Source organism: Akkermansia sp. JRP_AM1 (assembly GCF_049262625.1).
Classification (GTDB): Bacteria; Verrucomicrobiota; Verrucomicrobiia; order Verrucomicrobiales; family Akkermansiaceae; genus Akkermansia; species Akkermansia massiliensis.
This window is the reverse complement of sequence record NZ_CP118234.1, coordinates 3216187-3239103: the sequence shown is the minus strand read 5'-3', so window position 1 is coordinate 3239103 and position 22917 is coordinate 3216187. Positions and strand designations below refer to the sequence as shown.

Sequence of the window (22917 nt, the reverse complement as noted above, 5' to 3'; positions counted from 1 at the left end):
AACGGCCCTGCTGCGTCACGGAACATTGCATGCTGTGCGGCGCTTCTGCCGGCATGGTGCAGTAGCGCAGTTGATATCATATAGTGGAATAAATGATGTTAAAATGGATTATTGATTCCATCCGGAATGATTCGCAAGGCGGATTAAAAATCCGCTAGGGAACGGAAAAGCCGCCAATATACCAGAATGAACCTGCTTGCATGTTTATACTGATAAGGATACCACCACGAACATACCTGATTGCGGACCAGATATAGCATGAAAACGGTCTTCCAGGAGAGTTGCAACGCCTACGGAATCAACGTTTAAGCTTGTAGGAGGATTTTTAATCCGTTAATGATGATAAAAAGCCTCCTGTCAGGTTCAGGAGGTATTTTCACGTTCATTTTCATTAAAAATTATGAAGCTGCACCTTCCCTTGGGTCTCCTGTCCTCTCTGATTGCCTGCATGGCCGCCGTTTCCTCACCGCATGCCTTGGCGGAAACCTATACATGGCTTGGCGGAACGGATGGCTGGATCCATACAAATGCCAACTGGAATCCGGCGCCGACCAATTATGCAAACGTGTGGGCCGGAACCAGTGCCAATATTATGCAATTCAGCGGACCATATGGAGATAATGTTCAAAAGGCCGTCAAGGCCCAGTTCAATAGCTTGTCGCTGGGTGGCATTAATGTGGCGGCAGGTGCTTCAGGATTCAGTGTATCCTCCAGCGACGGCGGTTCCCGCGTCGTCAATTTCCGTGCTCCGGGAGAAGGGCAGGCGACGGTTTTCAACATCGGGGAGGATTTTTCGTTAGGATCAACGGGTACGGCCTGGGAGGGCGTTTCATTTTATGCGAATACCTTGTTCCAGATCGCTGCAGGCAAGACCATGAACGTTTATGGAGCGCTTGCGGTTGGGGAAGGGATTACTGATCCCCCCACAATTACTGTGGGAGGTGTGGGGTATTCTGGTACGCTGATTTTGAATTCGGCCGCACAGACGACGAATGTAACTGATCAATCCGTCAACAGGAACCGTCAGGCCATGACAGCGAACTGGATGGTTACGGGAGGGGCAACATTGCAGTTGAATAATGCTACTGCTCTGGGTTCGGGAATGGTGAACCTGAATGGAGGCAATTTGAAAGCGCAGCATGATGCTACCTACAATAATACGCTGACCGTGAGTGGTTCATCTGGCCTGACGGTAAACGCCGCCACGCAGTTTTCCAATGTGACTCTTGCCGCCGCGGGTTCCCTGAACATGAATGGTGGAACTCTTGGTATTGCCGCTGCTGGCAGTCTGACGCTGGGCGCGTCCGGCACGATTACGGGAAACCTGACGCTGGGAAACTCGTCCCTCCTGAATTTCTCCGCTCTTCCGGCTTCCGGCGCGTCTCTGCTTAATGTGACCGGAACGCTGACCGTGAACAGCGAACTGCTTCTGGGGCAGGGAACGATAGACGGCGTGGCCTGGACGGAGGGTTCCTATGACCTGATCAGCGCGGGCACCGTCACCGGAGTTCCTGCCAGTTCCTTTGTCCTGGGCGACAATCTTCTGGGTTCCTGGAGCACGGGGAACGGCAAGCTTACCCTGGTGGTGGCGCAGGTGGCTTTGCTTGAATGGAAGGGGGGCGACGGAATCTGGTCCGTCACTGCTCCCGCCGCTTCCCCGTGGAAGGACGACGGCGTTTACAATGATAATTTCGGAGTCGTCATGGGAGACATTGGCGGCAGCGCCCCGCAGACGGTGACCATTGATGGCGCCGTCTCTCCCACGATTATCATGGTGCAGGCGGATACGACGGATTATGTATGGGATGCCGCGGCAGGGGGCGGCTCTCTGGAAGGCAACGGTAATCTGGAAAAGACCGGCAACGCCAAGCTGACCATCAATACGGCCAATACCAACTATACCGGAAAGGTGATCCTGGGCGGCGGCACGCTTGAAATGGGAGATGACGCCGCCCTCGGCGCCGGCAGTCTGTCGTTTGACGGCGGTATCCTCCAGTATGGCGCTGGCGTGACGGCGGATATTTCCGGACAGATTTCCTCCACGAGCAAGAACTCCATTAAAGTGGATACCAACGGGAACGCCGTAACGTGGGCTTCCGTGGATAATTACAAGGCGATGGCCATGGAAAAATCCGGAGACGGCACCTTGAATCTTGGCGCCGCCGTGTATGCGGGCGCTCTGACGGTGGACGGAGGTTCCGTGTCCATTGCCTCCGGAAGTGTTCAAACGAGGTTTTCCGCGGGAGTCACGGTGAATGCGGGAGGAACCCTCGCCATTTCCAGCGCCATCGATGGAATGCCTTCCGGAAACAGCGCCAACATCGTCATCAACGGCATGAGCGGAGCGGGCCGGATTGAGCTGGACAACCAGGCGGCCAAATCCCGTTTTTACATTTCAGGAGACAATTCATCCTTTACCGGGGAACTGGTTGCATCCGGGTTGAATAATAATCCGGGCAGTACAAATGATGCCCGCGACCTCCAGTTTGCCACCGCCGCCAGCATGGGGAGGGGGACGTTAACCCTGAATGGACGCGGTTTCTGGATGGATGCCGTCAACACGGCGGATACCGCCGTCATGGCAACGATCAATGTGCTGGAGAAAGGAACCTACCTAAACGGAGGGAGCGGCAAGTCCTATTACTTTGGCGGGGCATTCACCGGTTCAGGTACGGTGACCACCGCACTGGGGGATGCCTTCGCCTACTTGACGGGAGACATGACCGGGTTCCACGGGGCGTTCACCCGCACTGGCAATGCCCTGTTTACCTGGGCATTCGGCAACAATACGGCGGCGACCCTGAATGATGGCAAGCTTTTCGGGGATGGTGTGGTGTTAAAGGCTGACGGCGGAACAAGCTTGTTCAAATTCTCCTACACCAATGACCTCGTTCTGATGAACGCCACCGTAGGAGCGGAAGGCGCCCTGAACGCCAGGGTGGAACAGGCCGGAACCGGAACGCTGGTGCTGACGCAGGACAATACCGCTACGGGGACGCTCACCATTACCAGCGGCACGGTTCAGCTGGGCAATGGAGAGGGCACAGGCTCCTGGGTCGGGCAGATTACCGGGGCAGGAGCTCTGATTGTGAACAGGGCCGGCGGGTCCCCGGTCCTGGAACTGAACGCCGCTAACAATTACCAGGGAGGAACCACCCTGAACGGCGGCACGGTGAAGGCGCTGGGCGCCGGTTCCCTGGGGACCGGGAATGTTTCCGTTAACGGCGGTTCCGTTCTGGACATGAACAACCAGGCGATTGCCAACAACATCACCATTACCAAGGGAGGGCTGCAACATGCAGGAGCCTACGCCACTGCCGGCGGCGTAACCGTGAATGCGGAGGCCAATTCCGGGGATATTGACCTGGGCGGCCTGTCCGGGGACAAGGTGGGCGGCATCAATACCGCCACGGCGGGAACGGCCATTACCGGCCTGACGGGAAATCTGACGCTGACGGGGAATAATTCCCTGCATGTGGGTGCGAACAATACCACGTATGCCGCTGCCGGGGACCAGAAGAGCCTGCTCCAGTTCAATGACACGGCCACGGGCACCGTTTCCTTCGGCGGGGACGCTTCCGACCTCACGCTGCACATGGACATTGATACGGATATCCTGATCGCCATGCGCGAACTGGAATCCGTAGGCATTCTGCTGACCGACGGAACGATCACCGGCCTGCCTTCCAGCGACCTGGTGGCGTGGCTCAACCAGCACCTTACGTTCAATGCCACGCTGGAAAGCCTGGGATTCGGCATCAAGGGGGTGGAAGGCGGCAGCATCATCATTTCCGGCAGAACGGACCAGATTTACATTTCGTCCGTGGACGGTTCCACGGTGACGGAAATTCCGGCCCTTAATTCCTATGCGCAGGTGATTGTGGACACAAACCTCACCCTGAATTTTGACGTGCCTGCGGCCAATACGGACAAGACCATCATCCGGCATCTTTCCTCCGGCACCGGCAGCACGGGCAACCTGGTGGTGAATGCCGCCGGGGACGGTTCGCTGGATATCGAACTTGCGAACGATCTGGACGACTCCGTGTTCAACGGCAATCTTACCGTGAACGGTGACGGCGCGGACCTGATCAAGACGGGAGAAAAGACCCTGGTGCTGAATGGCAATGTCAATACCTCCAATGCGGTGGTTGCCAGGGAAGGCACGCTGGCCCTGAACGGGAGCGCCAATAATATCGGCACGCTGACTTTGTCCTCCGCCTCTGCGGATGAACCCGTCCGCGTCGTGATCGGAGGGACCACGACGGCCACCCTGGCAGATGACGCGGAGGGCGGCTCCCTGCAAATCTCTGCGGGCGGAACGCTCAAGACTGCCGGGGATTCCACCCTGGACCAGGCGACCACCATTTCCGGAGCAGGCCGCCTGAACGTTCAGGAAGGTTCTTCCCTCACCCTGGCAGGGGAAGCCGGCCTGTTCGGAACCTCCGTGACGCTGAACGGAACGCTGAGCCTGTCCGGGACCGGGGAGAAGTCCATTCTGGCCCTCTCCGGCGCTGGAACGCTGGCCCTGAATGGCAATGCACTGTCCGTCACCTCCGCATCCGCCGTGAACGGCTCTTTCTCCGGCACACTGGACGGGGAAGGGAGCATTGACGTCTCCGGCAAGGTAACCCAGGTGATGCAGACCGGAAGCTCCACGTATGACCTGGGCGTGCACGGAGGGGGCACCCTGGTGCTGAAAGGCACGTCCGCCGCTCCCGCGCTTGACTACCGCAACGTTACGGTAGGCGCTTCCGGCACCCTGCGCATTGAGGCCATCGGGAATGGAGCAGGGGACCCCAATACCACCTTGAACGTCGGCAGCGTTGACTTCCAGAGCGGTTCCATGACGGAATTCGTGTATAACCTGAGCGCGGCCGATCCTTTCGGCTCCGCCATGCTGACGGCGGATTCCATTACTATCGGGAACGGCGCCGGCTTTACGCTTGCCAACATGACCGGCAACACGGGCCTGGGAACGTATGACAACCTGGACGGAGTGGTGCTGATGACCGCGGACGCGATTGACGGCATGGCGGAAGGGGAATCCATGTCCGTGGGTACTTCCGGACTCTTTGCCGTGTATTACAAGGATGCGACCATGGTCCGGGAAGGAAACAATATTGTGCTGAACGCCACGGTACAGCAGGATAATATTTTTAAGCCTGCGGTGAATTCCCATAATTCCGGAGCAGGTTCCGAACTTCTGTGGGGAGCCAGGAACAACCTGGACGCCACTTCCCGGCTCGGGCAGGTCATGAATGCCATCAGCACCATGGTTACGGGGAGCAATCCTGATTTGGCGGGAGCATCCAGGGCATTGGCCGCCGTAGCGGGCAGCACGGTCAACGCGCTGGGCACGGCCCAGAAGGACGCCCTGCGCGACCAGATGGGCTGGATCAGGAACCGCACCACCCTCATGGGCGTCAACCCCGCCTACATCAACGAAGACCTCCCCTACTTCCACATGTGGATGGAAGGCACGGGCTCCTACGCCAAGCTGGATACCAGGGGGGATGAAAGCGGCTACCAGCTCACCACCTGGGGCGGCACCGTGGGCATGGACGTGGACCTCAGCGACCATTTTACCATGGGAGCGGCCTTCACGGCCAACTACGGCGACCTGACGGCCAGCGCGGCGGACAGCGCGGACGGCCACCTGGACAGCTACTACGCCAACCTCTTCGGCCGCTACCAGAGCAAGCGCTGGGCGCACACATTGATTCTGACGGGAGGCTGGAACGACGCGAAGCTCAACCGCACGGTCAACTACGGGGAAGGCAGCTACAGGACGCAGGGCAACACCAGCGGGTGGGGCTTTGGAGCGATGTATGAACTGACCTACGACGTGTACCTCAACGAAGACAAGAGCAGCATCCTGCAGCCCCTGGCCAACGCCTCGGTAGTGACGACGCGCATGGACGGCTACACGGAAACGGGAGCGGGGAACGCGGGCCTGAATGTAGGCAAGCAGGAATGGACGACGGGAACGGTTGCGCTGGGCGGCCGCTGGATGGGGCTCATTGGCAGCAACATCTTCGGTCGAGAAGCGCTGGCTGAGTTCCGGGTGAACGCGGCCCAGGACATGGGCGACCGCCGCGGAGAAACCAATGTGGCGCTGCTGGGCAACCCCGGCTTCATGCAGAGCGTGCGTGGGGCCAAGGTTGGAACGACGGCTCTGCAAATCGGAGCGGGGCTGAGCGTGCCGGTGGGAACGCAGGGAACGGTCTTCATCAACGGGAACGCGGACTTCCGGGACGGAGCCAACTCGGTGAACGGAAGTATCGGCTACCGGTATGACTTTTAAGGAGAGTTGAGGTTTGAGAGTTGAGAGTGGAGCGGAGACGCTCTGCTCTCCGGACTTCCAGGGCCGTTGCGGACAAGAGCCGGGGCGGCCCTGCTTGTGTAAGGAAATAGCGTCCTCCGGAGTAATAGGCCGTGTGGGCTGAAAGGACAGAGTAGAAAAAAAAATGGTGTCCATCCTGTCCATCAAGTCCATTTTGTCCACTACTCTCCCTGCGCCGCTCTCTGCCCTCCACACGGCACGCCCCTTCCGATTCTATAAAACGGCGCAGAATACTCCTGCGCGCCCTCGTCCGCTGTCTGATGTCAGAAAAATCCGGAAGGCGTGGAATAGGGCCTTTTTTATGCGATTGCGGCGGCTTTCCATTCCAGCACTGCTTCCGCCCGCAGTTCGTCTCCGTGCATGATGTGGTGGGAGGTGAGGGAGTCCTGGCGGAACAGCAGGGATTTCATGGATTCTCCCGCATGGGTTTCCTTCTTGAAATGCAGGTGGATTCCCGTCAATTCATGGTTCTCCAGCCAGGAATCCGGCAGGGATTCCAGCGCCCAGACCAGGTAGGCGGCATTGTTGATGTGGCGGTTGAAGTCCGTATCGCGGCGTTCCGCCATCCATTCCCGGATGGTCGGCAGAAGGCCCGAGGTATCCATGGCTGCCGGAGCCACCGTTTCTTCACACGGAGTATCCGGGAAGGCATCAATGTGCCTGTTCAACGGCACCGGGCGTCTGCGGCGTACGTCAATGACGGCCCACAGGCAGCTTGCCGTGACGATTTGGTTTCCCAGGGCGTCCCTTATTTCCAGATTGCGGCGCGCCAGCAGCGGCGTTTCCTGCGCGGTCCAGGTGCGGAGTTCCACCGTTTCCTTCCACCGGGGGAGGCGGCTGATGGCCGTGTTTAGGCGCACTTCCACCCAGGCCAGGCCGCGGGACATCACAAAGTCATAGCCGAAGCCGAGGGAGGAGGCGTGGGCCTCCGCTATTTCCTGAAACCAGTGCAGAACCGTTTCCGGTTTCATGAGGCCGTCCGCACCGCTTTCATAAGTGCGGACAGTGGCTTGAGTGGAATAGATTCCGTGGGCGTCGGCATGTTTCATAACAATTCATTTTAGCCGAACCGTTTTACCGCACCAGCCAAAAACGGGTAATGAGCCGCTCGGCATGCCGGAGTTCATGGACCGCATGGGAAGCTTCCCGGAATTTCCGGATTGCTTCCTTGGAGCGCCGCTTGCCTATGCGGCAACCGAAAGGAACGCGGCTGTAAGCCACGCCTTTTAATGAAATCAGTTCGCCAATAATGATTAAGTTGCCGCATAAGCATGCGGCGCCTCGGAAACGCTACAGAATGCTCCGGAAGTAGGCGATGGTTTTTTCAAGGCCTTTTTCCAGCGGAATATTGGGCTTCCAACCCAGTTTTTCTCCCGCCAGCCGGATGTCCGGCTTGCGCTGGGCCGGGTCGTCCAGGGGCAGGGGACGGAAGACCGTTTTGGAAGAAGAACCCGTCATTTCAATGACTTTTTCCGCCAGTTCCAGCATGGTGAATTCCACGGGATTTCCCAGGTTCACAGGGCCTGAAAAGCCTTCCGTGTTCATCATGCGGACCATGCCTTCCACCAGGTCGTCCACGTACTGGAAACTGCGGGTCTGCCTGCCCGTTCCGTAAATGGTGATGTCTTCCCCTTTCAGCGCCTGCACGATGAAGTTGGAGACCACGCGGCCGTCGTTCGGGTTCATGCGCGGTCCGTAGGTGTTGAAGATGCGGATGATGCGGATGTCCACCCCGTTCATGCGGCGGTAGTCCATGAACAGGGTTTCCGCGCATCTTTTGCCTTCATCGTAACAGGAGCGGACGCCCACGGGATTGACGTTGCCCCAGTAGGTTTCCGGCTGGGGATGGACCATGGGGTCGCCGTATACCTCGCTGGTGGAAGCCTGGAGGATTCTGGCCTTGCACCGTTTGGCGAGGCCCAGCATGTTCAGCGCGCCCAGCACGGAGGTTTTAACCGTGTGGATGGGGTCAAACTGGTAATGGGGAGGGGAGGCGGGGCAGGCCAGGTTGTAGATTTGGTCCACTTCCATCACGCAGGGAACGGTGACGTCATGGCGGATTATTTCAAATCCGGGATAGTCCGCCAGGTGAAGGAGGTTTTGCTTGCTGCCCGTGAAGAAGTTGTCCATGCAGATGACTTCATGGCCTTCTTTCAGAAGCCGTTCGCTGAGGTGGGAGCCGATGAAGCCGGCTCCTCCGGTGATCAAAATCCTTTTACTCATGATAGCATGTCCATGCGTTTTGCGCTCCGCCGCGCCGGAAGGGAAGGCGGATATTCCTGCGTGGAACGGGAATTTTTCGTCCCGCCGTGCGTTGCGGTTCAATGTCACATATCCGTCACGTGAAGGCAAGCGCATAGCATGCCGGACAGGATTTTCCCGGGCGGGATGTTTTGTGGAACAGCCGGGCAAGGGAAGGGGATGCGATGGAAGAGGAAAGATGGTTCCGTGCGGGCCGGGAAGCAGATGGAGACGTGCAGGCCCCTTGGCGGGGTCAGGATTTGGGAAGTGTCAGCAGGAAGCTGGCTCCCCCAAGGTGCCGAATTCCAGTTTCAGGTCCCCCCCAGGGAGCGTGCCGTATCCTTGGCCAGCGCCAGCCCCAGGCCTACGCCGGGCTTGCGGCTGTCGGAGGCGTCCTTCGTGCGCCGGAAGGGCTTGAACACCAGCTTGCGGTTTTTCGGGGAGATGCCCGGGCCGTTGTCCCGGAAGCGGATGACGATGTTGTGGCGGTCCGCCTGGACGGTGAGCTGGACTTTGGCGTTTTCCCCCTTGGCGTATTTAATGGCGTTGGAGGTCAGGTTGTCCATGATCTGCTCCACGGAGACGGCATCCGTATGAATGGGCAGGATGCGGATGGGCTGCGCCAGGGCAAAGGAGAAGCTGATGCCCGCCTCCCGGAGCCGGCGGTCTATTTTTTCCGCAATGGGTTCAAAGAGTTCCTGGCAGGTGAGCGTATCCCGCGTGCGGCGGATGGCGTTCCGCTGGAGCCGGGAGTAGGAGAGCACGTTTTCAATCAGGTGTTCCAGGCGGCGGCATTCCCGCTGCATGTTGGCGTAGTATTCCGGCTTTTTCTGCTCCGGCACCATGCCGTCCTCCAGCATTTCCGTATACAGGGAGAAGGAGGTGAGCGGCGTCCTGAGTTCATGGGTGACGGCGGAGACGAAGTCCCCGCGGCGCTGCTCCAGGCGGAAGGTGCCCAGCATGAGCCAGATGACGCCTGCCGCGCCCAGCAGTACCATGCTCCAGATGAGCGTGAGCGTCCAGGTCAGCATTTTCTTGTGGTCCTGGAGGGGGACGGCTCCGGTGTCTCCCGGCAGAAAGACCAGGGGGGCGTTGGCAAAGGGGAGCGTGCCCGTCTGCCGCGCTTCTGCGGGAGGCGGGGCGGAGGGATTGAAGGTAGCCAGGCGGCTGTGGGGAAGCAACAGCTTTACCTGGCCGGGCAGCCGCCGGTTCAGGTTGTCCATGTTCATCAGGGCCCCCTGCAAATAGACGCCGCGGCTGGTGTGCACCTGGCGCAGGATATAGAGGTTCCCCCGTCTTCCACTGGGACGAAGGAGGTGACGGTTTCCACCTGGGCCGGCGTGCCGGATGCCGTCGGCTCAGGTTCCGGGGCTTCATGCAGGATTTCATTCCGAATGTCCGTCCAGAGGTTGCCGCTGGACGGCACGGAGGTGAGGGCGGAGACCTTGCCGTTCAGCCGCTGGTAGAGGTCCTTCTGCTCATTCAGATGTTCGGCAAGCTGCGGGTCCAGCGCGGGTCCGGTTACATGGCCGGAGGGGGAAATCTGGATATAGGCCGTGACGTAGTCCGGCAGGTAGGAGGAGAGGTTGGAGCCGCGGGCGGCCTCTCCGGGTTCCGGGGAGCCCATGCGCTGGTCATAAGGGCGCTTGTAGGCGTAAAAGGGCTGGTATTCAAAGTAGCCGCGGGCCTGTTCAAAGGTGATGAAGGAGGTCAGGAGGCGGTCCATTTCCAGCTTGGCTTCATGAGCCAGGGCCTCCACCCTGATGCGCTGTTCGGAGCGGCCCGTTTCCTCCGCCTGCACCAGCAGAACGTGGGTGAGCCATCCGAGCGTGCCGATGACCAGCAGCAGGCTGATTGCCAGCAGAGTGATGCGTATGCGCCGGTTCACGGGTCAGGAGACGAAGGATGAGTTCCAGCGGTAGCCCTGGCTTCTGAGCGTTTCCAGCGGGGCGGCCGCGACGGTCCCCAGCTTGTCCCGGAGGCGCATGACGGTCATTTCCACGGAGCGCGTATCCGTCAGGCGCGGGTCCACGTCCCACACGCGCCGGAGCAGTTCGTCCCGCGTGATGACGCGGTTGGGGTGGGTGGCCATGTACGTGAGGAATTCGAATTCCCGTGCGGTCAGGGAGGTTTCCTTTCCGTCCTCAAAGGTGAGCAGGCGGTTGGCGCTGTCCAGGGATGCGCCGGGGATCCGGATTTCCCGGAGCTGGCGCGGCCGTTCCGGGGATCTGCGCAGCACGGCCTCGATGCGGGCGAGCAGCTCCCGGATGCTGAACGGCTTGACGATGTAGTCGTCCGCCCCCAGCTTGAGCCCCTGCACGCGGTCCTCCTCCTCCCCGCGCGCCGTGAGCATGATGACGGGCGTGCCGGGGCGCTCCGCAGACATGACCTGGAGCACCTGGAAGCCGTCAGCTCCCGGCATGGCTACGTCCAGCAGGGCCAGGTCAAAGTTGCGTTCCCGCACGGCGCGGATGGCGGCCAGGCCCTCTTCCAGCGCCAGCACCTCGTAGCCGGATGCGGTCAGCACGTCCGTCAGGGCGTGCCTGATGCTGTCGTCATCCTCCGCAATCAGAATGGTATAGGCTGAATCACTCATCGTTTGATTCTATAAAACCACAATGTTTCCCTGTTTGTATAGAGAAACCTGCGCCCTTTCAGTAACAATGCCATAACAGGGCGGTTCCCGGTTCGGAGGTTTTCTTTTCCGGAGCAGCCCAGGTCAGTTCTGCTGGAGCGCCTGGAACTGGGGCGGAAGGCTCCCGGAGGGAATTTCTATGGCCTCCATGGGGCCGGGGACGATGCCTTCAAAGAACGGCGTGCCCTTGTAGGAAAGGATGATCTTGGAATGGACCATGTTCCCCGTGGTCTGGCGCAGGAAGTCCGTATCCCGGAAGACCAGGAGCGTCTTCCCGTTTTCCGCGGCCACCGGGCGGCACTGGAAGTTGCCCAGCGGGGCGCCGTCCGCCGTCGTCATCTGTACGGGCAGTACGTAGGCTTCCGAGAAGGTGGGGGCATAGACGCCCCAGAGGGAGGTGAGCGCCATGACGACGACGATCACGATGCCGACAAATATTTTTGTGGAGGTAGACATGCGGAGAGCGGTATTCTGGACCGTACGTCCACCTCCTGTGCGGAGGCCGTGCGGCGTCAGCGTTGTTTAAGCCATTCGGCGGCCTGGGGGGCGTAATACGTGAGGATCATGTCCGCCCCGGCGCGCCGGATGGAGGTTAGAGTCTCCAGAACGGTTTCCCGTTCATCCAGCCAGCCGGAAGCCACGGCGGATTTGATCATCAGGTACTCCCCGCTGACGTGGTAGGCGGCTATCGGCAGCGTCACGTGCTTCCGCATGGCGGCCATCACGTCCAGATACAGCGTGGCGGGTTTCACCATCAGGATGTCCGCGCCTTCCGCTTCATCCAGCTGCGCTTCCCTCAGGGCTTCCCGGATGTTGCCGGGGTCCATCTGGTACGTTTTCTTGTCCCCCTCCTTCGGCGCGCTTTCCAGCGCGCCGCGGAACGGCCCGTACAGGGCGCTGGCGTACTTGGCGGTATAGGCCATGATGGAGACGTCGTCCAGGGCCTCGGAATCCAGGGTGGCGCGGATGGCGGCCACGCGGCCGTCCATCATGTCGCTGGGGGAGACGATGTCCGCCCCGGCGTCCGCGTGGCACAAAGCCTGGCGGCAGAGGACCTCCACGGAGTCGTCATTGAGGATTTCCATCGTGCCGTCGGAGCGGAATTCCACCAGGCCGTCGTGACCGTCTGAATTGTAGGGGTCCAGCGCCACGTCCGTCATGACGGTGATGCCGGGCACCTCGCTCTTGAGCGCGTAAATGGTGCGCGGAATGAGGCCGTCAGGGTTGCAGGCTTCACAGGCGTCCGGGGTTTTCTTTCCGTCCGGGATGGCCGGGAAAAGGTCCAGCGTGCGGATGCCCAGGTCCATCAGGCGCTTGGCTTCCTCCACCAGGCCCTTGACGCTCCAGCGCGTGCAGCCGGGCAGGGAGGAAATGGGCTGGTTCCCGGTTCCTTCATGGACGAAGACCGGGTAAATGAGGTGTTCCGGGGAGAGGGAGGTTTCCCGGATGAGACCCCGGATGTTGGCGGATTTTCTGTTGCGGCGCGGCCGTATCGGTAGATTCATCATGGTGTGATAATGGAAAAGGTTGTGTGATAGAGGGGCGGGCGTTCCCCGGGCGGTTTTCAGGGTTTTTTTTGTTCGTCCAGCGCCAGCGGGTTCTCCACATCAGCTCCGGTGACCATCCAGCCGCTGTCTGTTTTGGTAAGGTACAGGTTGTTGACGGAGAATCCGTTTCTGGAAGCGGGCCGCACGCCGATGGTGGCCTTGATGCCGGGGGCGCCGTCTCTGGTGACGGGAACGTAGGCAGCCTTGACGACGGGAGCGCCTTTTTCCTTCACCTCGGTCCGGGGGGCGGGAATCCTGCCCATGACCGTTTTCAACTGGGAGAGCGCGTCTTCAAATTCCTTCACGGAGGCGAATTTGGCCGGAGCCAGCATGCGTATCATGGCCAGGCTGTCCCGGTTCGCCAGGGCGCGCCCGGCGGCGGTCACGGCCTCTTCCGGCGTGGGAAAGGCCAGGGGGGGTAGGTCCGGTGGAAATCCGCCATGATGCGGGCGGTGGTGGATTCGTCCGCTTTCAGGTTCCATGAAGTGAAGGCGTCCGTCAGATACATTTTGAAAACGGGGAAGCCATCCGTGGGGTCCTTGATTTTCTCCAGCGCATAGCGGTAAATGAGAGCGGGCTTGTCCGTGTCCGGCATGCTCATGCGCGGGGGCAGGATGGTCATGGCCGCAATGCTGTGGATATCCTTGCCGCTTTTCTTCGCGTTGTTTTTATTGGCCTCCTCCTGCTGGTCCTCATCCCGTTTGTTCGGGTCTGTCTGGTCGTCCGGATGGGGGCGCAGGGGAACCAGGATGGTGTTCGGAAAGGTCATGAAGCTGAGGTTGGTGGGCTGGATGTAGCGGCTTTCCTCCCTCCTGTCCTGAAGGCGCATGGCCTTGACCACGGGGGTGAGCCGGGCGCTCTGGGTGATGGCGGATTCCATGTAGTACGGGGAAACGAGCAGGGCGGCAATGCGTGCCGGGTCATCCCCTTTCACGGTGCGGATGAGCAGGGTCTTGAGTTCGTCGTCCGTTTTCCCCTTTACGGCTTCCACACGGAACCGCTTGATGTGCTCCAGGGCGGCTTTGACGGCGGCCACGGAGTACTGGTGGGCGAGGCCGAAGATTTTCTTCTTGGCTTCCGCTGATATTTTTTTCGCTTCCTCCCGGATTTGGTCGTCAAAGGGAAGGAACGTATTGTCAAAGCTCCCTGGGGTCAGGGAGGCCTTCCACTGGCCGCCCTTTTTCACCAGGGCCACCGCAGTGGCTGCATAGACGTACGGGTTTGTCTTGTCCGGCAGCAGGATGTAGGCCATCGCCAGGTCTCCCTGGGTGATGATGGAGGCTTCATCCACAAAAGGGGGGCGTTCCGGGGCCGCTCCGGTTACATACGCCTGGACCGCCTCCATGCGGGAAAGGATGCTTTTCAGCTTGAGCTGGCCTACAAAGGGGGAGGTGGCGGGCAGGGATTTGTACGGTTCGTTTTTCCAGTCAGTTTTTTCCTGAAGGGCGCGGAGCAGCAGCTTGGCCGCATTGAACGGCGTGCTCTGGTCCGGAACAGGGTCCGGTTCCGGAGCCTTGTGTTCCGCGGCCTGGTCCATGCTGATCTGGAAGCGGACGGGGGAGCCGTCCGGCGGCTGGTCGCCCCGGGAGAGGCCGCAGGGCAGGCAGAGGCAGAGAAGGGAGAGGGGGAGGATTTTCATAACCGCTGGCCGCCACTATGGCATAAACGGCCGCAGGTGTAAATCACTCGTTGAGGGAGGAATAGCGGATGGAAGGTAAATGGTTGCATTCCGTTTTTTCCTGTTCTCCCCGCGATGGTGCAAAATGAGAAAATGCTTATGGGGAACGACGAAAAAGAAACTTGAAGAATTGTTTAACCAGATGGACGCTGTACAGGATGACACCGGAATCCGGAAGGATGGGAAGCCATCGGATGCCCATTTCTCGGGTAGGAGGAAGAAGCTAGAGAGCGGCGCAACCGAGGATTCCTCCTGCGAATGGTGTGAAGGAAAAGCTGTTCCTTCGTTCAGACTTGGTGAAATGAAGGGAGATGAAAACGTACCAGTCCTGCAGAATGATCCGTATGCCAAGCAGAAGAAGAGCGGCTCCCAAGGTATGGCAGATGACATTCAGCATGAATTTCTTGTTATACCGGATTTTCCAGTGCGGCAACCGTAAAGAAGAAAAAGGGGAGAGTGTTCGTTCTCTTCCGGAAAGTCTCCGCGGCGTTCATGCCTTGAATTTTTGGAGAGGAGGGTTTTTTGCATTTGCCAACAGTGCCTGGGGGAGGTTAACTAATGCGCGTATGTCCGAACACAAGGAAAGAAAGACTCTTGAAGAACGCCATCAGATGTCTGATCTGGAACGGCTGCGCCACTCCTGCGCGCACGTTCTGGCTACGGCCATTTGCCGCCTCTGGCCGGACGCCCAGCTGGCCGGCGGCCCTGCCGTGGATAACGGTTTTTATTACGACGTGGAGCTGGACCACCGCATCAGCACAGAGGATTTTGAGCGCATTGAGGAGGAGATGAAGAAGGTGGTGAAGGAAAACCAGCCTTTCCAGAAGGAAGTTATTTCCCGCGCGGAGGCCATGAAGATGGCGGAATCCGGGGAATTGGGCGCCCTTGGGCCGCGCAATACGCCTTCCCAGTTTAAAATTGACCTGCTGAACGACATTCCGGAAGACGAGGAGATTTCCCTGTTCCGCAACGGAGATTTTACGGACCTGTGCGCCGGCCCGCACGTGGGCCGTACGGGCAACTGCAAGGCGTTCAAAATCATGAGCGTGGCGAGCGCCTTCTACAAGGGAGACAAGAACCGTCCCATGCTCCAGCGCATTTACGGCACCTGCTTCCCGAACCGCACCCAGCTTGACGAGCACCTGGAACGGCTGGAGGAAGCGCGCCGCCGGGACCACCGCAAGCTGGGCCGTGAACTGGGTCTCTTCTGCATTGACGAGGCCGTGGGCCAGGGCCTGATTCTCTGGAAGCCCAAAGGAGCCCTCATCCGCCGCTCCCTTCAGGATTTCATTACGCAGGAGCTGGACAAGCTGGGCTATTCCCAGGTGTACACCCCCAACATCGGCAAGCTGGACCTGTACCGCACGTCCGGCCACTTCCCGTATTACCAGGAAAGCCAGTACGCGCCCATCCCGGAACGGGACGCCATGGAAAAGCTGAGCCAGGAAGGAGCTTCCTGCGCGGAACTGTTCAACGGGCTGGCTGACGGCACCATTGAGGGCTACATGCTCAAGCCGATGAACTGCCCGCACCACATCAAGATTTACGCGAATGACGCCCATTCCTACCGGGACCTTCCCGTGCGGCTGGCGGAATTCGGAACCGTGTACCGCTGGGAACAGAGCGGTGAGCTGGGCGGCATGACCCGCGTGCGCGGCTTTACGCAGGACGACGCCCACATTTTCTGCACGCCTGACCAGCTGGCCGGGGAAATCCGCCAGTGCCTGGGCATTGTGAAAACCATCTTCGGCACCCTGGGCATGACGGACTACCGCGTGCGCCTTTCCATGCGCGACCCGGAAAGCGACAAGTACGTGGGCTCTCCGGAAAACTGGGACAAGGCGGAACAGGCCCTGCGGGAAGCCGCGGAATGGCTGGGCGCGGACTATAGCGAGGAAGCCGGGGAAGCCGCCTTTTACGGCCCCAAGATCGACTTCATCGTGCGCGACGCCATCGGGCGCGAATGGCAGCTGGGCACCGTGCAGGTGGACTACAACCTGCCGGAACGGTTTGACCTACATTACACCGGAGCGGACAACAAGCCGCACCGCCCCGTGATGGTGCACCGCGCGCCCTTCGGCTCCATGGAGCGCTTCACGGGCCTGCTGATTGAGCACTTTGAAGGGAAATTCCCCACCTGGCTTTCACCGGAACAGGTGCGCGTGCTCCCCATCTCCGACAAGGTGATGGACGTGGCCGCCGCGCACCGCGCCGCCCTGGCCGCCAGGGGAGTGCGCGTGACGGTGGATGAAACGCCGGACAAGATCGGCGCGAAGATCCGCAACGCCCGCCTGGACCGCGTTCCCTACATGCTGGTGCTCGGCCAGCGTGAGGCGGAGGAAGGCACCGTTTCCGTCCGCCACCGGGACAAGGGAGACCTGGGGGCGATGCCCTTTGAACAGTTTGCGGACGTTGTGGTCAGGGAAATTGCGGAGCGTCATATTTCCCCCATGATTTGAGTTGCCAAGTTATTTTATTTAGTTTAGTAGTATCCGGACGTGCCAATCAAGCCAACGAAGAATAATGATGGTAATCGCCGCCGTGAGCGCGGTGATCAAACCCGTGTGAATGAACGCATCCGCGCCCCCCGCGTGCGCGTGGTGACCGCCAACGGCGACCAGCTCGGCGTCATGAATACGCGCGACGCGCTGGAAAAGGCCAAGGCCCTGGGCCTGGACCTGGTGGAAGTGGCGGGCAATGCCGATCCGCCCGTGTGCCGCGTGGTGGACTATGGACGGTACAAGTACCAGCAGTCCAAGCTCCAGAAAAACAACAAGAGCCGCACGATCAAGCTTAAGGAAGTCAAGCTCCGCATCGGGACGGACACGAACGACTACAACGTGAAGCTGGCCCGTGCGGAAAGCTTCCTGGACCACGGCCACAAGGTCCGTTTCCAGCTCCGCTTCCGCGGCCGTGAGAACGCCCACCAGGAACTTGGCTATGACATGTTCAACAAGGTCATTGCGGACTTGAAGACCATGGCGCAGGTGGACCAGGCTCCGCGCCTGGCCGGCAACACCATGCACATGGTGCTCTCCCCGCTGCCCGTCCAGCAGCGCGTGAAGAAATTCACCGCCCACCTGGATGAGGACTTTGATTCGGAAGATTCCGCCTTTGACGCGGAAGACGACGAGTGAAGCGCTTTTCCCTCTTTTTCAGGCTTTCCGCCCTGCAGGGCGGAAAGCCTTTTTTACGGACAAATGCCTTTTTCCATGGTTCTTTCCTACACTGACACCAAAGAATTTCCCCGGCGGCGCTGGAGGAATTGTTCCTTTCCGTCCAATGGGAATCCGGGCGGCATCCGGAACGCCTGGCGGAAGCATTGCTCCATTACGGGACCGTGTTTTCCGCCTGGGACGGCGGCAGGCTGGCGGGACTGATCGCCGCCATGGATGACGGAACCATGACGGCGTATGTCCATTACCTGCTGGTGCATCCGCTGTACCAGGGGTGCGGCGTCGGCTCCCGCCTGCTGGAGCTGTGCAAAAAGCGCTATGCCGGGTATTTGAACGTGGTGCTCACCTCCTACCGCGAAGGAGTGCCTTTTTACGAAAGGAACGGCTTTATCGCGGACCGGACGCAGGAGGCCATGCGCTTTATTCCCCCTTCTTCCGGGGAAACCGGGCTTTAACAGACGCAGGGAGGAAGAAGAGCCGCCCTTCCTATGGCATGCGCTTGCGGAACGGCTGCATGCGGCACATGGTGGCGGTGCGCCACAGCCATTCCAGGGGGCCGTACAGGAAGCGGCTCAGCCAGAGGCGGCAGGCCCAGGCTTGAAGCAGGAAGACGGCAACGGCGGCGCACAGGCAAGCCCACGGTCCCATGCCCTGCGCCAGTCCCAGCCCCCACCCGAAGAACAGGAACGTGAATACCAGCGTTTGGGAGACGTAGCACGTCAGCGTGCATTTTCCGGTGCTGCTGAGCAGCCTGGATGGCAGGGGAAGGCCGGGATGGGTGAACAGCAGGACGGCGGCGGAGACGAAGGCCGCGGTATAGGCTAGGTTTTCCCATTGGTGCAGAAGGTGTCCAGCGTCCGTTCCCAACGCGGAGTCCAGCCGGGAGGTGAGGAGTAGGCGCGCCGCCAGCAGAGCCAGAAACAGGGTTCCGGAGATTCCAAGCATCCGCAGAAACAGGCGGCGCTTGTTCGGAGCGTCCACAAAGACCTGCCATCTCCCCGCCAGCATGCCCAGGATGAAGAGGCCCAGCGTCTGCCAGATGCGGCCGCTGAGCAGGAAGAACTGCCATTTGCCCGCCTGGCCCTGCGTCAGGTTCCACAGGGCCGCTTCCCCCAGCTGCCGTGGGCGTACAGGAATTCACGCGAAGGGCCTGCCGCCGGGGAGGCCGGGTGGAACCAGCCGGAGGAATGCGGCCACAGGTCCGCCAGTCCGGCGCGGGACAGCGTGTCCATGAAGGCGACGGGCTGCATCAGGCACAGCAGGCAGAGGATGACGAGAAGAGGCGTACCGCGTTTGTACAGGGCCACCAGGGCAAAACCCAGCACGCCGAAGATGGTGAGGATGTCCCCGTCATAAAAAAGGGTGTGCGCCAGCCCAAGCAGGAACAGGAGCGCCAGCCGCCACATGAAGCGCTTCCGGAAGTCGACGCCTTTCTGTTCCTGCCTGTCCAGCTGGATGAAGAAGCTGAGGCCAAACAGGAAGGAGAAGAGAAGGAAGGATTTGCTGACGAAAAGGTGTTCGTAGGCCCAGTCCGCCGCGCTGTTGGCCGCGGCCTGCCATCCCTCCGCCGGGGGCATGGGGAGGTACAGGTTGAAGTGGTCGTGCGCGTGGACGGTGACGATGCCCAGCAGGGCCAGCGCCCGGAGGATGTCCAGGATGGTGATGCGCGCCGCCCGGGGGGCGCTCCGGCGGGAGTCCGGGCGGTCATGGCGTCAGGAAGGGCGGGAAAGGGAAGGAATCAGTTCCGCCGCGCGCCGCCTGGCCCACTGGTCCGCTTCCAGGATGGGGGCCAGCTCTCCGCGGGGATCTGCCGGGGTGTGGTCGTTCATGACGGCTTCCACCAGTTTCCAGATGCCGGGGAAGGTGAGTTTTCCCTGAATGAAGGCGTCCACCGCCACTTCATTGGCGGCGTTGTAGACGGCGGCCAGGGTGCTGCTGCTGGCGCCGGCCCTGCGCGCCAGGTCCAGGGCGGGGAAGGCGTCCGGACGGGGCGCCTCGAACACCAGCTGGCCTATCTCCGCAAAGTTGAGCTGCTTGAGAGAGTTGGGAACGCGGTCCGGCCACGTGACGGCGTACTGGATGGGGAAGCACATGTCCGAGCTGCTCATCTGGGCCAGCACCGTGCCGTCCCGGTATTCCACCATGGAATGCACGATGCTCTGCGGGTGAACGATGACGTCCACCTTTTCCATGGGAACGTCAAACAGCCAGCGGGCCTCAATCATTTCCAGCCCCTTGTTGAACAGGGTGGCGGAGTCTATGGTGATTTTCCGGCCCATGCTCCAGGTGGGGTGCTTGAGGGCCTGTTCCAGCGTGACGTGCTCCAGGTCTTCCTTCTTCCAGGTGCGGAAGGGGCCGCCGGACGCCGTCAGAATCAGGCGGGAAACGGCATCCGGTCCGCCGTGGCTGCCGTTCAGGCACTGGAAGATGGCGTTATGTTCGCTGTCCACCGGAAGCACCTGCACACCTGCTTGGCGCGCCTTTTCCATGACAATCTGGCCGGCCATGACCAGAATTTCCTTGCTGGCGATGGCGAGGTCCTTGCCTGCTTCAATGGCGGCCAGTGCGGGCTTGAGGCCGGCAGTCCCCACGATGGAGATCAGCACCATGTCCGCCTCCGGAAGCTGCGCCAGGCGGCACAGGCCTTCCTCGCCCGTTTCCACCTGGGCGCCGGGAAGGGCGCGCGCCAGCTTGTCCGCCCCGGACGGGTCAAAAATGCATACGTTGCGGACGTTGAATTCGCACGCCTGGCGGGCCAGGGCCTCCACGCTGGTTCCGGCGGCCAGCCCCACGATTTCCATTCTGTCCGGAATGTCCCGGGCGACTTTCAGGGCGCTGGTTCCGATGGAACCGGTGGAGCCCAGGATGACGACGCGTCGTTTCTGCATAACGGAGAAGCATGATGCAAAAAATACGGCTCCTTGACAAGCCGGGGAGATGAAAATCTTCCCCGCGCCGCAGGGACCGGCCCCTCCGTCAGTTCGGCCTCATTCCGGTGGGCCGGGAGGAAGGACGCCACGCATCCGTGCCGTAGGTGGCTTGTGCCGTGGGTTCGGGAAGCTGCCGGAACTGCATCCTCTGCCGGTCCCGTCTCCATTTCCGCAGGTTGCGGGAACGCCAGTTCCAAATGCGGCTTTCGGCATGGAGGGCTTCCCGGGTCATGGCGTAAACGTTGGCTCCGGCTTCCGTATCCCCTCCCAGCCGGCGGTAGACGGCCATGGCGAAGGGGATGTTGTCCCGGAGTTCAAAGCGCGGCAGGTCTCCATCGCTGAAATACCAGTCCGGCTGCCTGTCCATCGTCATCAGGTTCAGGTCGCCGCTCAGTTGGGACGGACTGCGGAGCCCGGTCAGGGCCAGGAAAACAAGGGCTGTGGCGCCGCAGAGTTTTCCATAACGCAGCCAGTTTCCATGACCGGCCATGTAGCGGAAGAGAAGGTACAGGAAGCAGGCTCCCATCAGCAAATAGATGCCGGCCGTGACGCGGTTGGGAGAGAAGCCGAAATCTTTTATCTGGAAATACAGCCTCATGCCCACGCTGGCGGCGAGCAGTCCGGTCTGCGCCGCCAGGATGAAGCCCAGGACGATTCCCGTTTTTGACGCCCGCACGGAGCCTTCCGGACGGAACAGGACCAGCAGCACCAGGGCGGAAAGAAAGGCCGCCAGCATGATGGAGTCCGCCCCGTCGTGCAGATAGGCGGTCTGGGAGATGCCGTCAGGAACGCTCCCCCGCCATAAGAACGCCACGTCCGTGCCGTTGTTGACCAGAAAGGCCAGGTTGATGAACAGCAGGGAAACGGCGGGGAGGTGCGGGAGCCAGGGGCTGCCCGGACGCACGGGGTGTTGTTCCGGGAAGGAAGAGCGGGAGCGCGGCATGGCTGCAATGCCGAATGCCAGGGCTCCCAGGCACCACAGGAGGATGTCCGCTACCGTTCCCATATCCGGAACCAGCCAGGAGCAATAGCTCCAGAACCATTTGTTCATGGCTGTTCTGACAGCGGCGACCACAGGGTTCCCGTCCGCAAAGATGGACAGGAAGACCAGGAACAGAATGACTCCGATGGCGACGCTGCCTGCAAGCGGAATTTTCCCCAGGACGTTTGCGGCCGCCTCTTTTGCCTGGGTCATCCGGAAAAATTTATAGCCCCACCAGGTGACGTACCGTTTGGCAGGGTCAAAGCTGTTGCCCTCTTTCCGCGGCAGGAACGTTATCACCACGGGAAGCCCCAGGCCGATGAGCAGATTGAACTGGGTAAAGGAAGTCAGGTTGGCGCCTGCCGCAGCAGCGTTCAGCACGGCCATGAAAACGAGGAACACCTGCTCCTTCCGGCTGAGGTCCGTTCTCAGTGCCAGAAAGGCCGCCGTGTACAGCAGAAGGCCCAGCGCAGTGCCGATGCCCAGGCCCTCCAATGTACCGAACATGAAATCCGCGGCAAAGCCGCTGGCAATCAGGACAAGCAGCGGGATGTGCCCATGCCTCCACCAGGAAGGGGAAAGCAGGGACTGCGGATCTCTGCGGACGGAGGTGGGGCAGGAAGGCGGAAGGGATGGACGCTCCGGAAAGGAAGAGGAAGGTTCTGTCATAGGAGAAAGGTCGGATAGTTGCGGAACAGCCGCCCGCACGCGGGGAGTGAGGCGCTGTCCGTTAATGTTTAGCCGTTATTGCAGGAGTGTCAAGCAGGGATGTCCGGAAAAGAGCGGGCCTGAATGGAGAGGGCGGGTCCGCCGCATGGAAAAGGATTGTATTTTCCGCAGGAGGGCGTATAGCATGGCACGAATGAAGCGCATCGCCGTGTATGCCGGTAGTTTTGACCCTCTGACCAATGGTCACTTATGGATGATCAAGCAGGGGGCGAGGATGTTTGATGAGCTGATTGTGGCCATAGGCGACAATCCGGACAAGCACTACACGTTTTCCCATGAGGAACGCATGACCATGCTGCGGGTGGCGCTTTCCGACATGCCGGACGTGCGCATTGCCGAGTTCCACAACCGCTTTCTGGTGGATTTTGCCAACGAACACGGGGCCACGTTCATGCTGCGCGGCATCCGTTCCACGCAGGATTATGAATATGAACGCGTGATGCGCCATATTAATGCGGACATGGCTCCCAAGGTCTGCACGGTGTTCCTGATGCCTCCGCGGGATACGGCGGAACTGTCCTCCAGCATGATCAAGGGGCTGATTGGCCCGGAAGGCTGGGAAAGCCAGGTAAGCCGCTATGTCCCCCACAATGTATTCGCCATGCTGAAGGAGAAGTACCGGGAAGTTTTCCCGCGTTCCTAGCGGCTTTTGG

19 protein-coding genes are annotated in these 22917 nt (G+C 60.4%); 6 read left to right on the top strand and 13 right to left on the bottom strand.

The genetic code is table 11. The features are described from left to right. Positions 1–400: 400 nt before the first annotated feature. The gene (locus PVA48_RS15625) at positions 401–6307 is read left to right on the top strand and encodes an autotransporter domain-containing protein (RefSeq protein ID WP_215709543.1); all 5907 of its coding nucleotides are present in this window, start codon (positions 401–403) and stop codon (positions 6305–6307) included. 338 nt (positions 6308–6645) lie between these two features. On the opposite strand, the gene PVA48_RS15620 is transcribed toward PVA48_RS15625, so the two are convergent. The 9 genes from PVA48_RS15620 to PVA48_RS15580 form a co-directional block, all read right to left on the bottom strand. Then, the gene (locus PVA48_RS15620) at positions 6646–7395 is read right to left on the bottom strand and encodes an acyl-[acyl-carrier-protein] thioesterase (protein WP_102728395.1); all 750 of its coding nucleotides are present in this window, start codon (positions 7393–7395) and stop codon (positions 6646–6648) included. A gap of 241 nt (positions 7396–7636) precedes the next feature. Continuing rightward, positions 7637–8569, bottom strand: coding sequence for a UDP-glucuronic acid decarboxylase family protein (locus tag PVA48_RS15615; RefSeq protein WP_102721743.1), 933 nt, complete (start codon positions 8567–8569; stop codon positions 7637–7639). A 329-nt stretch (positions 8570–8898) separates the two neighbouring features. Next, positions 8899–9855 carry a sensor histidine kinase gene (locus PVA48_RS15610; protein ID WP_423232032.1) on the bottom strand — a complete coding sequence of 319 codons (957 nt, stop codon included), beginning with the start codon at positions 9853–9855 and terminating at the stop codon, positions 8899–8901. Then, complete coding sequence (locus tag PVA48_RS15605) at positions 9816–10475, bottom strand: hypothetical protein (RefSeq protein WP_423232031.1); 660 nt, start codon at positions 10473–10475, stop codon at positions 9816–9818. Before PVA48_RS15605 ends, PVA48_RS15610 begins: the two co-directional genes overlap by 40 nt. 3 nt (positions 10476–10478) lie before the next feature. After that, on the bottom strand, positions 10479–11183 hold the full coding sequence (locus PVA48_RS15600; RefSeq protein WP_022398097.1) for a response regulator transcription factor: 705 nt from the start codon (positions 11181–11183) through the stop codon (positions 10479–10481). 123 nt (positions 11184–11306) lie between these two features. After that, complete coding sequence (locus PVA48_RS15595; protein WP_102728397.1) at positions 11307–11678, bottom strand: hypothetical protein; 372 nt, start codon at positions 11676–11678, stop codon at positions 11307–11309. A 56-nt stretch (positions 11679–11734) separates the two neighbouring features. Then, positions 11735–12727 carry a porphobilinogen synthase gene (hemB, locus tag PVA48_RS15590; RefSeq protein WP_180971058.1) on the bottom strand — a complete coding sequence of 331 codons (993 nt, stop codon included), beginning with the start codon at positions 12725–12727 and terminating at the stop codon, positions 11735–11737. A 59-nt stretch (positions 12728–12786) separates the two neighbouring features. Beyond that, entirely contained in the window at positions 12787–13155 is a 369-nt protein-coding gene (locus PVA48_RS15585; RefSeq protein ID WP_423232030.1) for a hypothetical protein, read from the bottom strand. After that, entirely contained in the window at positions 13152–14408 is a 1257-nt protein-coding gene (locus tag PVA48_RS15580) for a hypothetical protein (protein WP_423232029.1), read from the bottom strand. The genes PVA48_RS15585 and PVA48_RS15580 overlap by 4 nt, the downstream gene beginning before the upstream one ends. Positions 14409–14532: 124 nt before the next feature. Here PVA48_RS15580 and PVA48_RS15575 point away from each other — a divergent pair, with 124 nt between their 5' ends. From PVA48_RS15575 to PVA48_RS15560, 4 genes are all read left to right on the top strand, one after another. Then, positions 14533–14886: a hypothetical protein gene (locus PVA48_RS15575; protein WP_102749303.1), complete on the top strand. Its 354-nt coding sequence runs from the start codon at positions 14533–14535 to the stop codon at positions 14884–14886. A gap of 127 nt (positions 14887–15013) precedes the next feature. Further along, on the top strand, positions 15014–16906 hold the full coding sequence (thrS, locus tag PVA48_RS15570) for a threonine--tRNA ligase (RefSeq protein WP_102728400.1): 1893 nt from the start codon (positions 15014–15016) through the stop codon (positions 16904–16906). A 105-nt stretch (positions 16907–17011) separates the two neighbouring features. Continuing rightward, on the top strand, positions 17012–17584 hold the full coding sequence (gene infC / locus PVA48_RS15565; protein WP_240454308.1) for a translation initiation factor IF-3: 573 nt from the start codon (positions 17012–17014) through the stop codon (positions 17582–17584). Positions 17585–17712: 128 nt separating this feature from the next. Beyond that, positions 17713–18078, top strand: coding sequence for a GNAT family N-acetyltransferase (locus tag PVA48_RS15560; protein WP_423232028.1), 366 nt, complete (start codon positions 17713–17715; stop codon positions 18076–18078). A gap of 31 nt (positions 18079–18109) precedes the next feature. Here PVA48_RS15560 and PVA48_RS15555 read toward each other — a convergent pair whose 3' ends face one another. From PVA48_RS15555 to PVA48_RS15540, 4 genes are all read right to left on the bottom strand, one after another. Continuing rightward, entirely contained in the window at positions 18110–18631 is a 522-nt protein-coding gene (locus PVA48_RS15555; protein WP_423232027.1) for a DUF418 domain-containing protein, read from the bottom strand. Between the two features lie 80 nt (positions 18632–18711). Beyond that, positions 18712–19278, bottom strand: a complete 567-nt coding sequence (locus PVA48_RS15550; protein WP_423232545.1) for a hypothetical protein — start codon at positions 19276–19278, stop codon at positions 18712–18714. 57 nt (positions 19279–19335) lie between these two features. Further along, complete coding sequence (locus PVA48_RS15545) at positions 19336–20511, bottom strand: 1-deoxy-D-xylulose-5-phosphate reductoisomerase (protein ID WP_102728402.1); 1176 nt, start codon at positions 20509–20511, stop codon at positions 19336–19338. Between the two features lie 88 nt (positions 20512–20599). Further along, complete coding sequence (locus tag PVA48_RS15540; protein WP_102728403.1) at positions 20600–22204, bottom strand: DUF4153 domain-containing protein; 1605 nt, start codon at positions 22202–22204, stop codon at positions 20600–20602. Between the two features lie 193 nt (positions 22205–22397). Between PVA48_RS15540 and coaD the strand changes: the two genes are divergently transcribed. Beyond that, positions 22398–22907 carry a pantetheine-phosphate adenylyltransferase gene (coaD, locus tag PVA48_RS15535; RefSeq protein ID WP_102721836.1) on the top strand — a complete coding sequence of 170 codons (510 nt, stop codon included), beginning with the start codon at positions 22398–22400 and terminating at the stop codon, positions 22905–22907. Positions 22908–22917 lie beyond the last annotated feature (10 nt).

Excerpts from the sequence above, each read along its gene's own strand:
- PVA48_RS15540 (WP_102728403.1), bottom strand. The coding sequence starts at position 22,204 with ATGACAGAACCTTCCTCTTCCTTTCCGGAGCGTCCATCCCTTCCGCCT.
- PVA48_RS15595 (WP_102728397.1), bottom strand. The coding sequence starts at position 11,678 with ATGTCTACCTCCACAAAAATATTTGTCGGCATCGTGATCGTCGTCGTC.
- PVA48_RS15575 (WP_102749303.1), top strand. The coding sequence starts at position 14,533 with ATGAGAAAATGCTTATGGGGAACGACGAAAAAGAAACTTGAAGAATTG.
- PVA48_RS15620 (WP_102728395.1), bottom strand. The coding sequence starts at position 7,395 with ATGAAACATGCCGACGCCCACGGAATCTATTCCACTCAAGCCACTGTC.
- coaD (WP_102721836.1), top strand. The coding sequence starts at position 22,398 with ATGAAGCGCATCGCCGTGTATGCCGGTAGTTTTGACCCTCTGACCAAT.
- thrS (WP_102728400.1), top strand. The coding sequence starts at position 15,014 with ATGTCCGAACACAAGGAAAGAAAGACTCTTGAAGAACGCCATCAGATG.
- PVA48_RS15555 (WP_423232027.1), bottom strand. The coding sequence starts at position 18,631 with ATGCTGGCGGGGAGATGGCAGGTCTTTGTGGACGCTCCGAACAAGCGC.
- PVA48_RS15615 (WP_102721743.1), bottom strand. The coding sequence starts at position 8,569 with ATGAGTAAAAGGATTTTGATCACCGGAGGAGCCGGCTTCATCGGCTCC.
- hemB (WP_180971058.1), bottom strand. The coding sequence starts at position 12,727 with ATGAATCTACCGATACGGCCGCGCCGCAACAGAAAATCCGCCAACATC.
- PVA48_RS15545 (WP_102728402.1), bottom strand. The coding sequence starts at position 20,511 with ATGCAGAAACGACGCGTCGTCATCCTGGGCTCCACCGGTTCCATCGGA.
- PVA48_RS15580 (WP_423232029.1), bottom strand. The coding sequence starts at position 14,408 with ATGAAAATCCTCCCCCTCTCCCTTCTCTGCCTCTGCCTGCCCTGCGGC.
- PVA48_RS15600 (WP_022398097.1), bottom strand. The coding sequence starts at position 11,183 with ATGAGTGATTCAGCCTATACCATTCTGATTGCGGAGGATGACGACAGC.
- PVA48_RS15625 (WP_215709543.1), top strand. The coding sequence starts at position 401 with ATGAAGCTGCACCTTCCCTTGGGTCTCCTGTCCTCTCTGATTGCCTGC.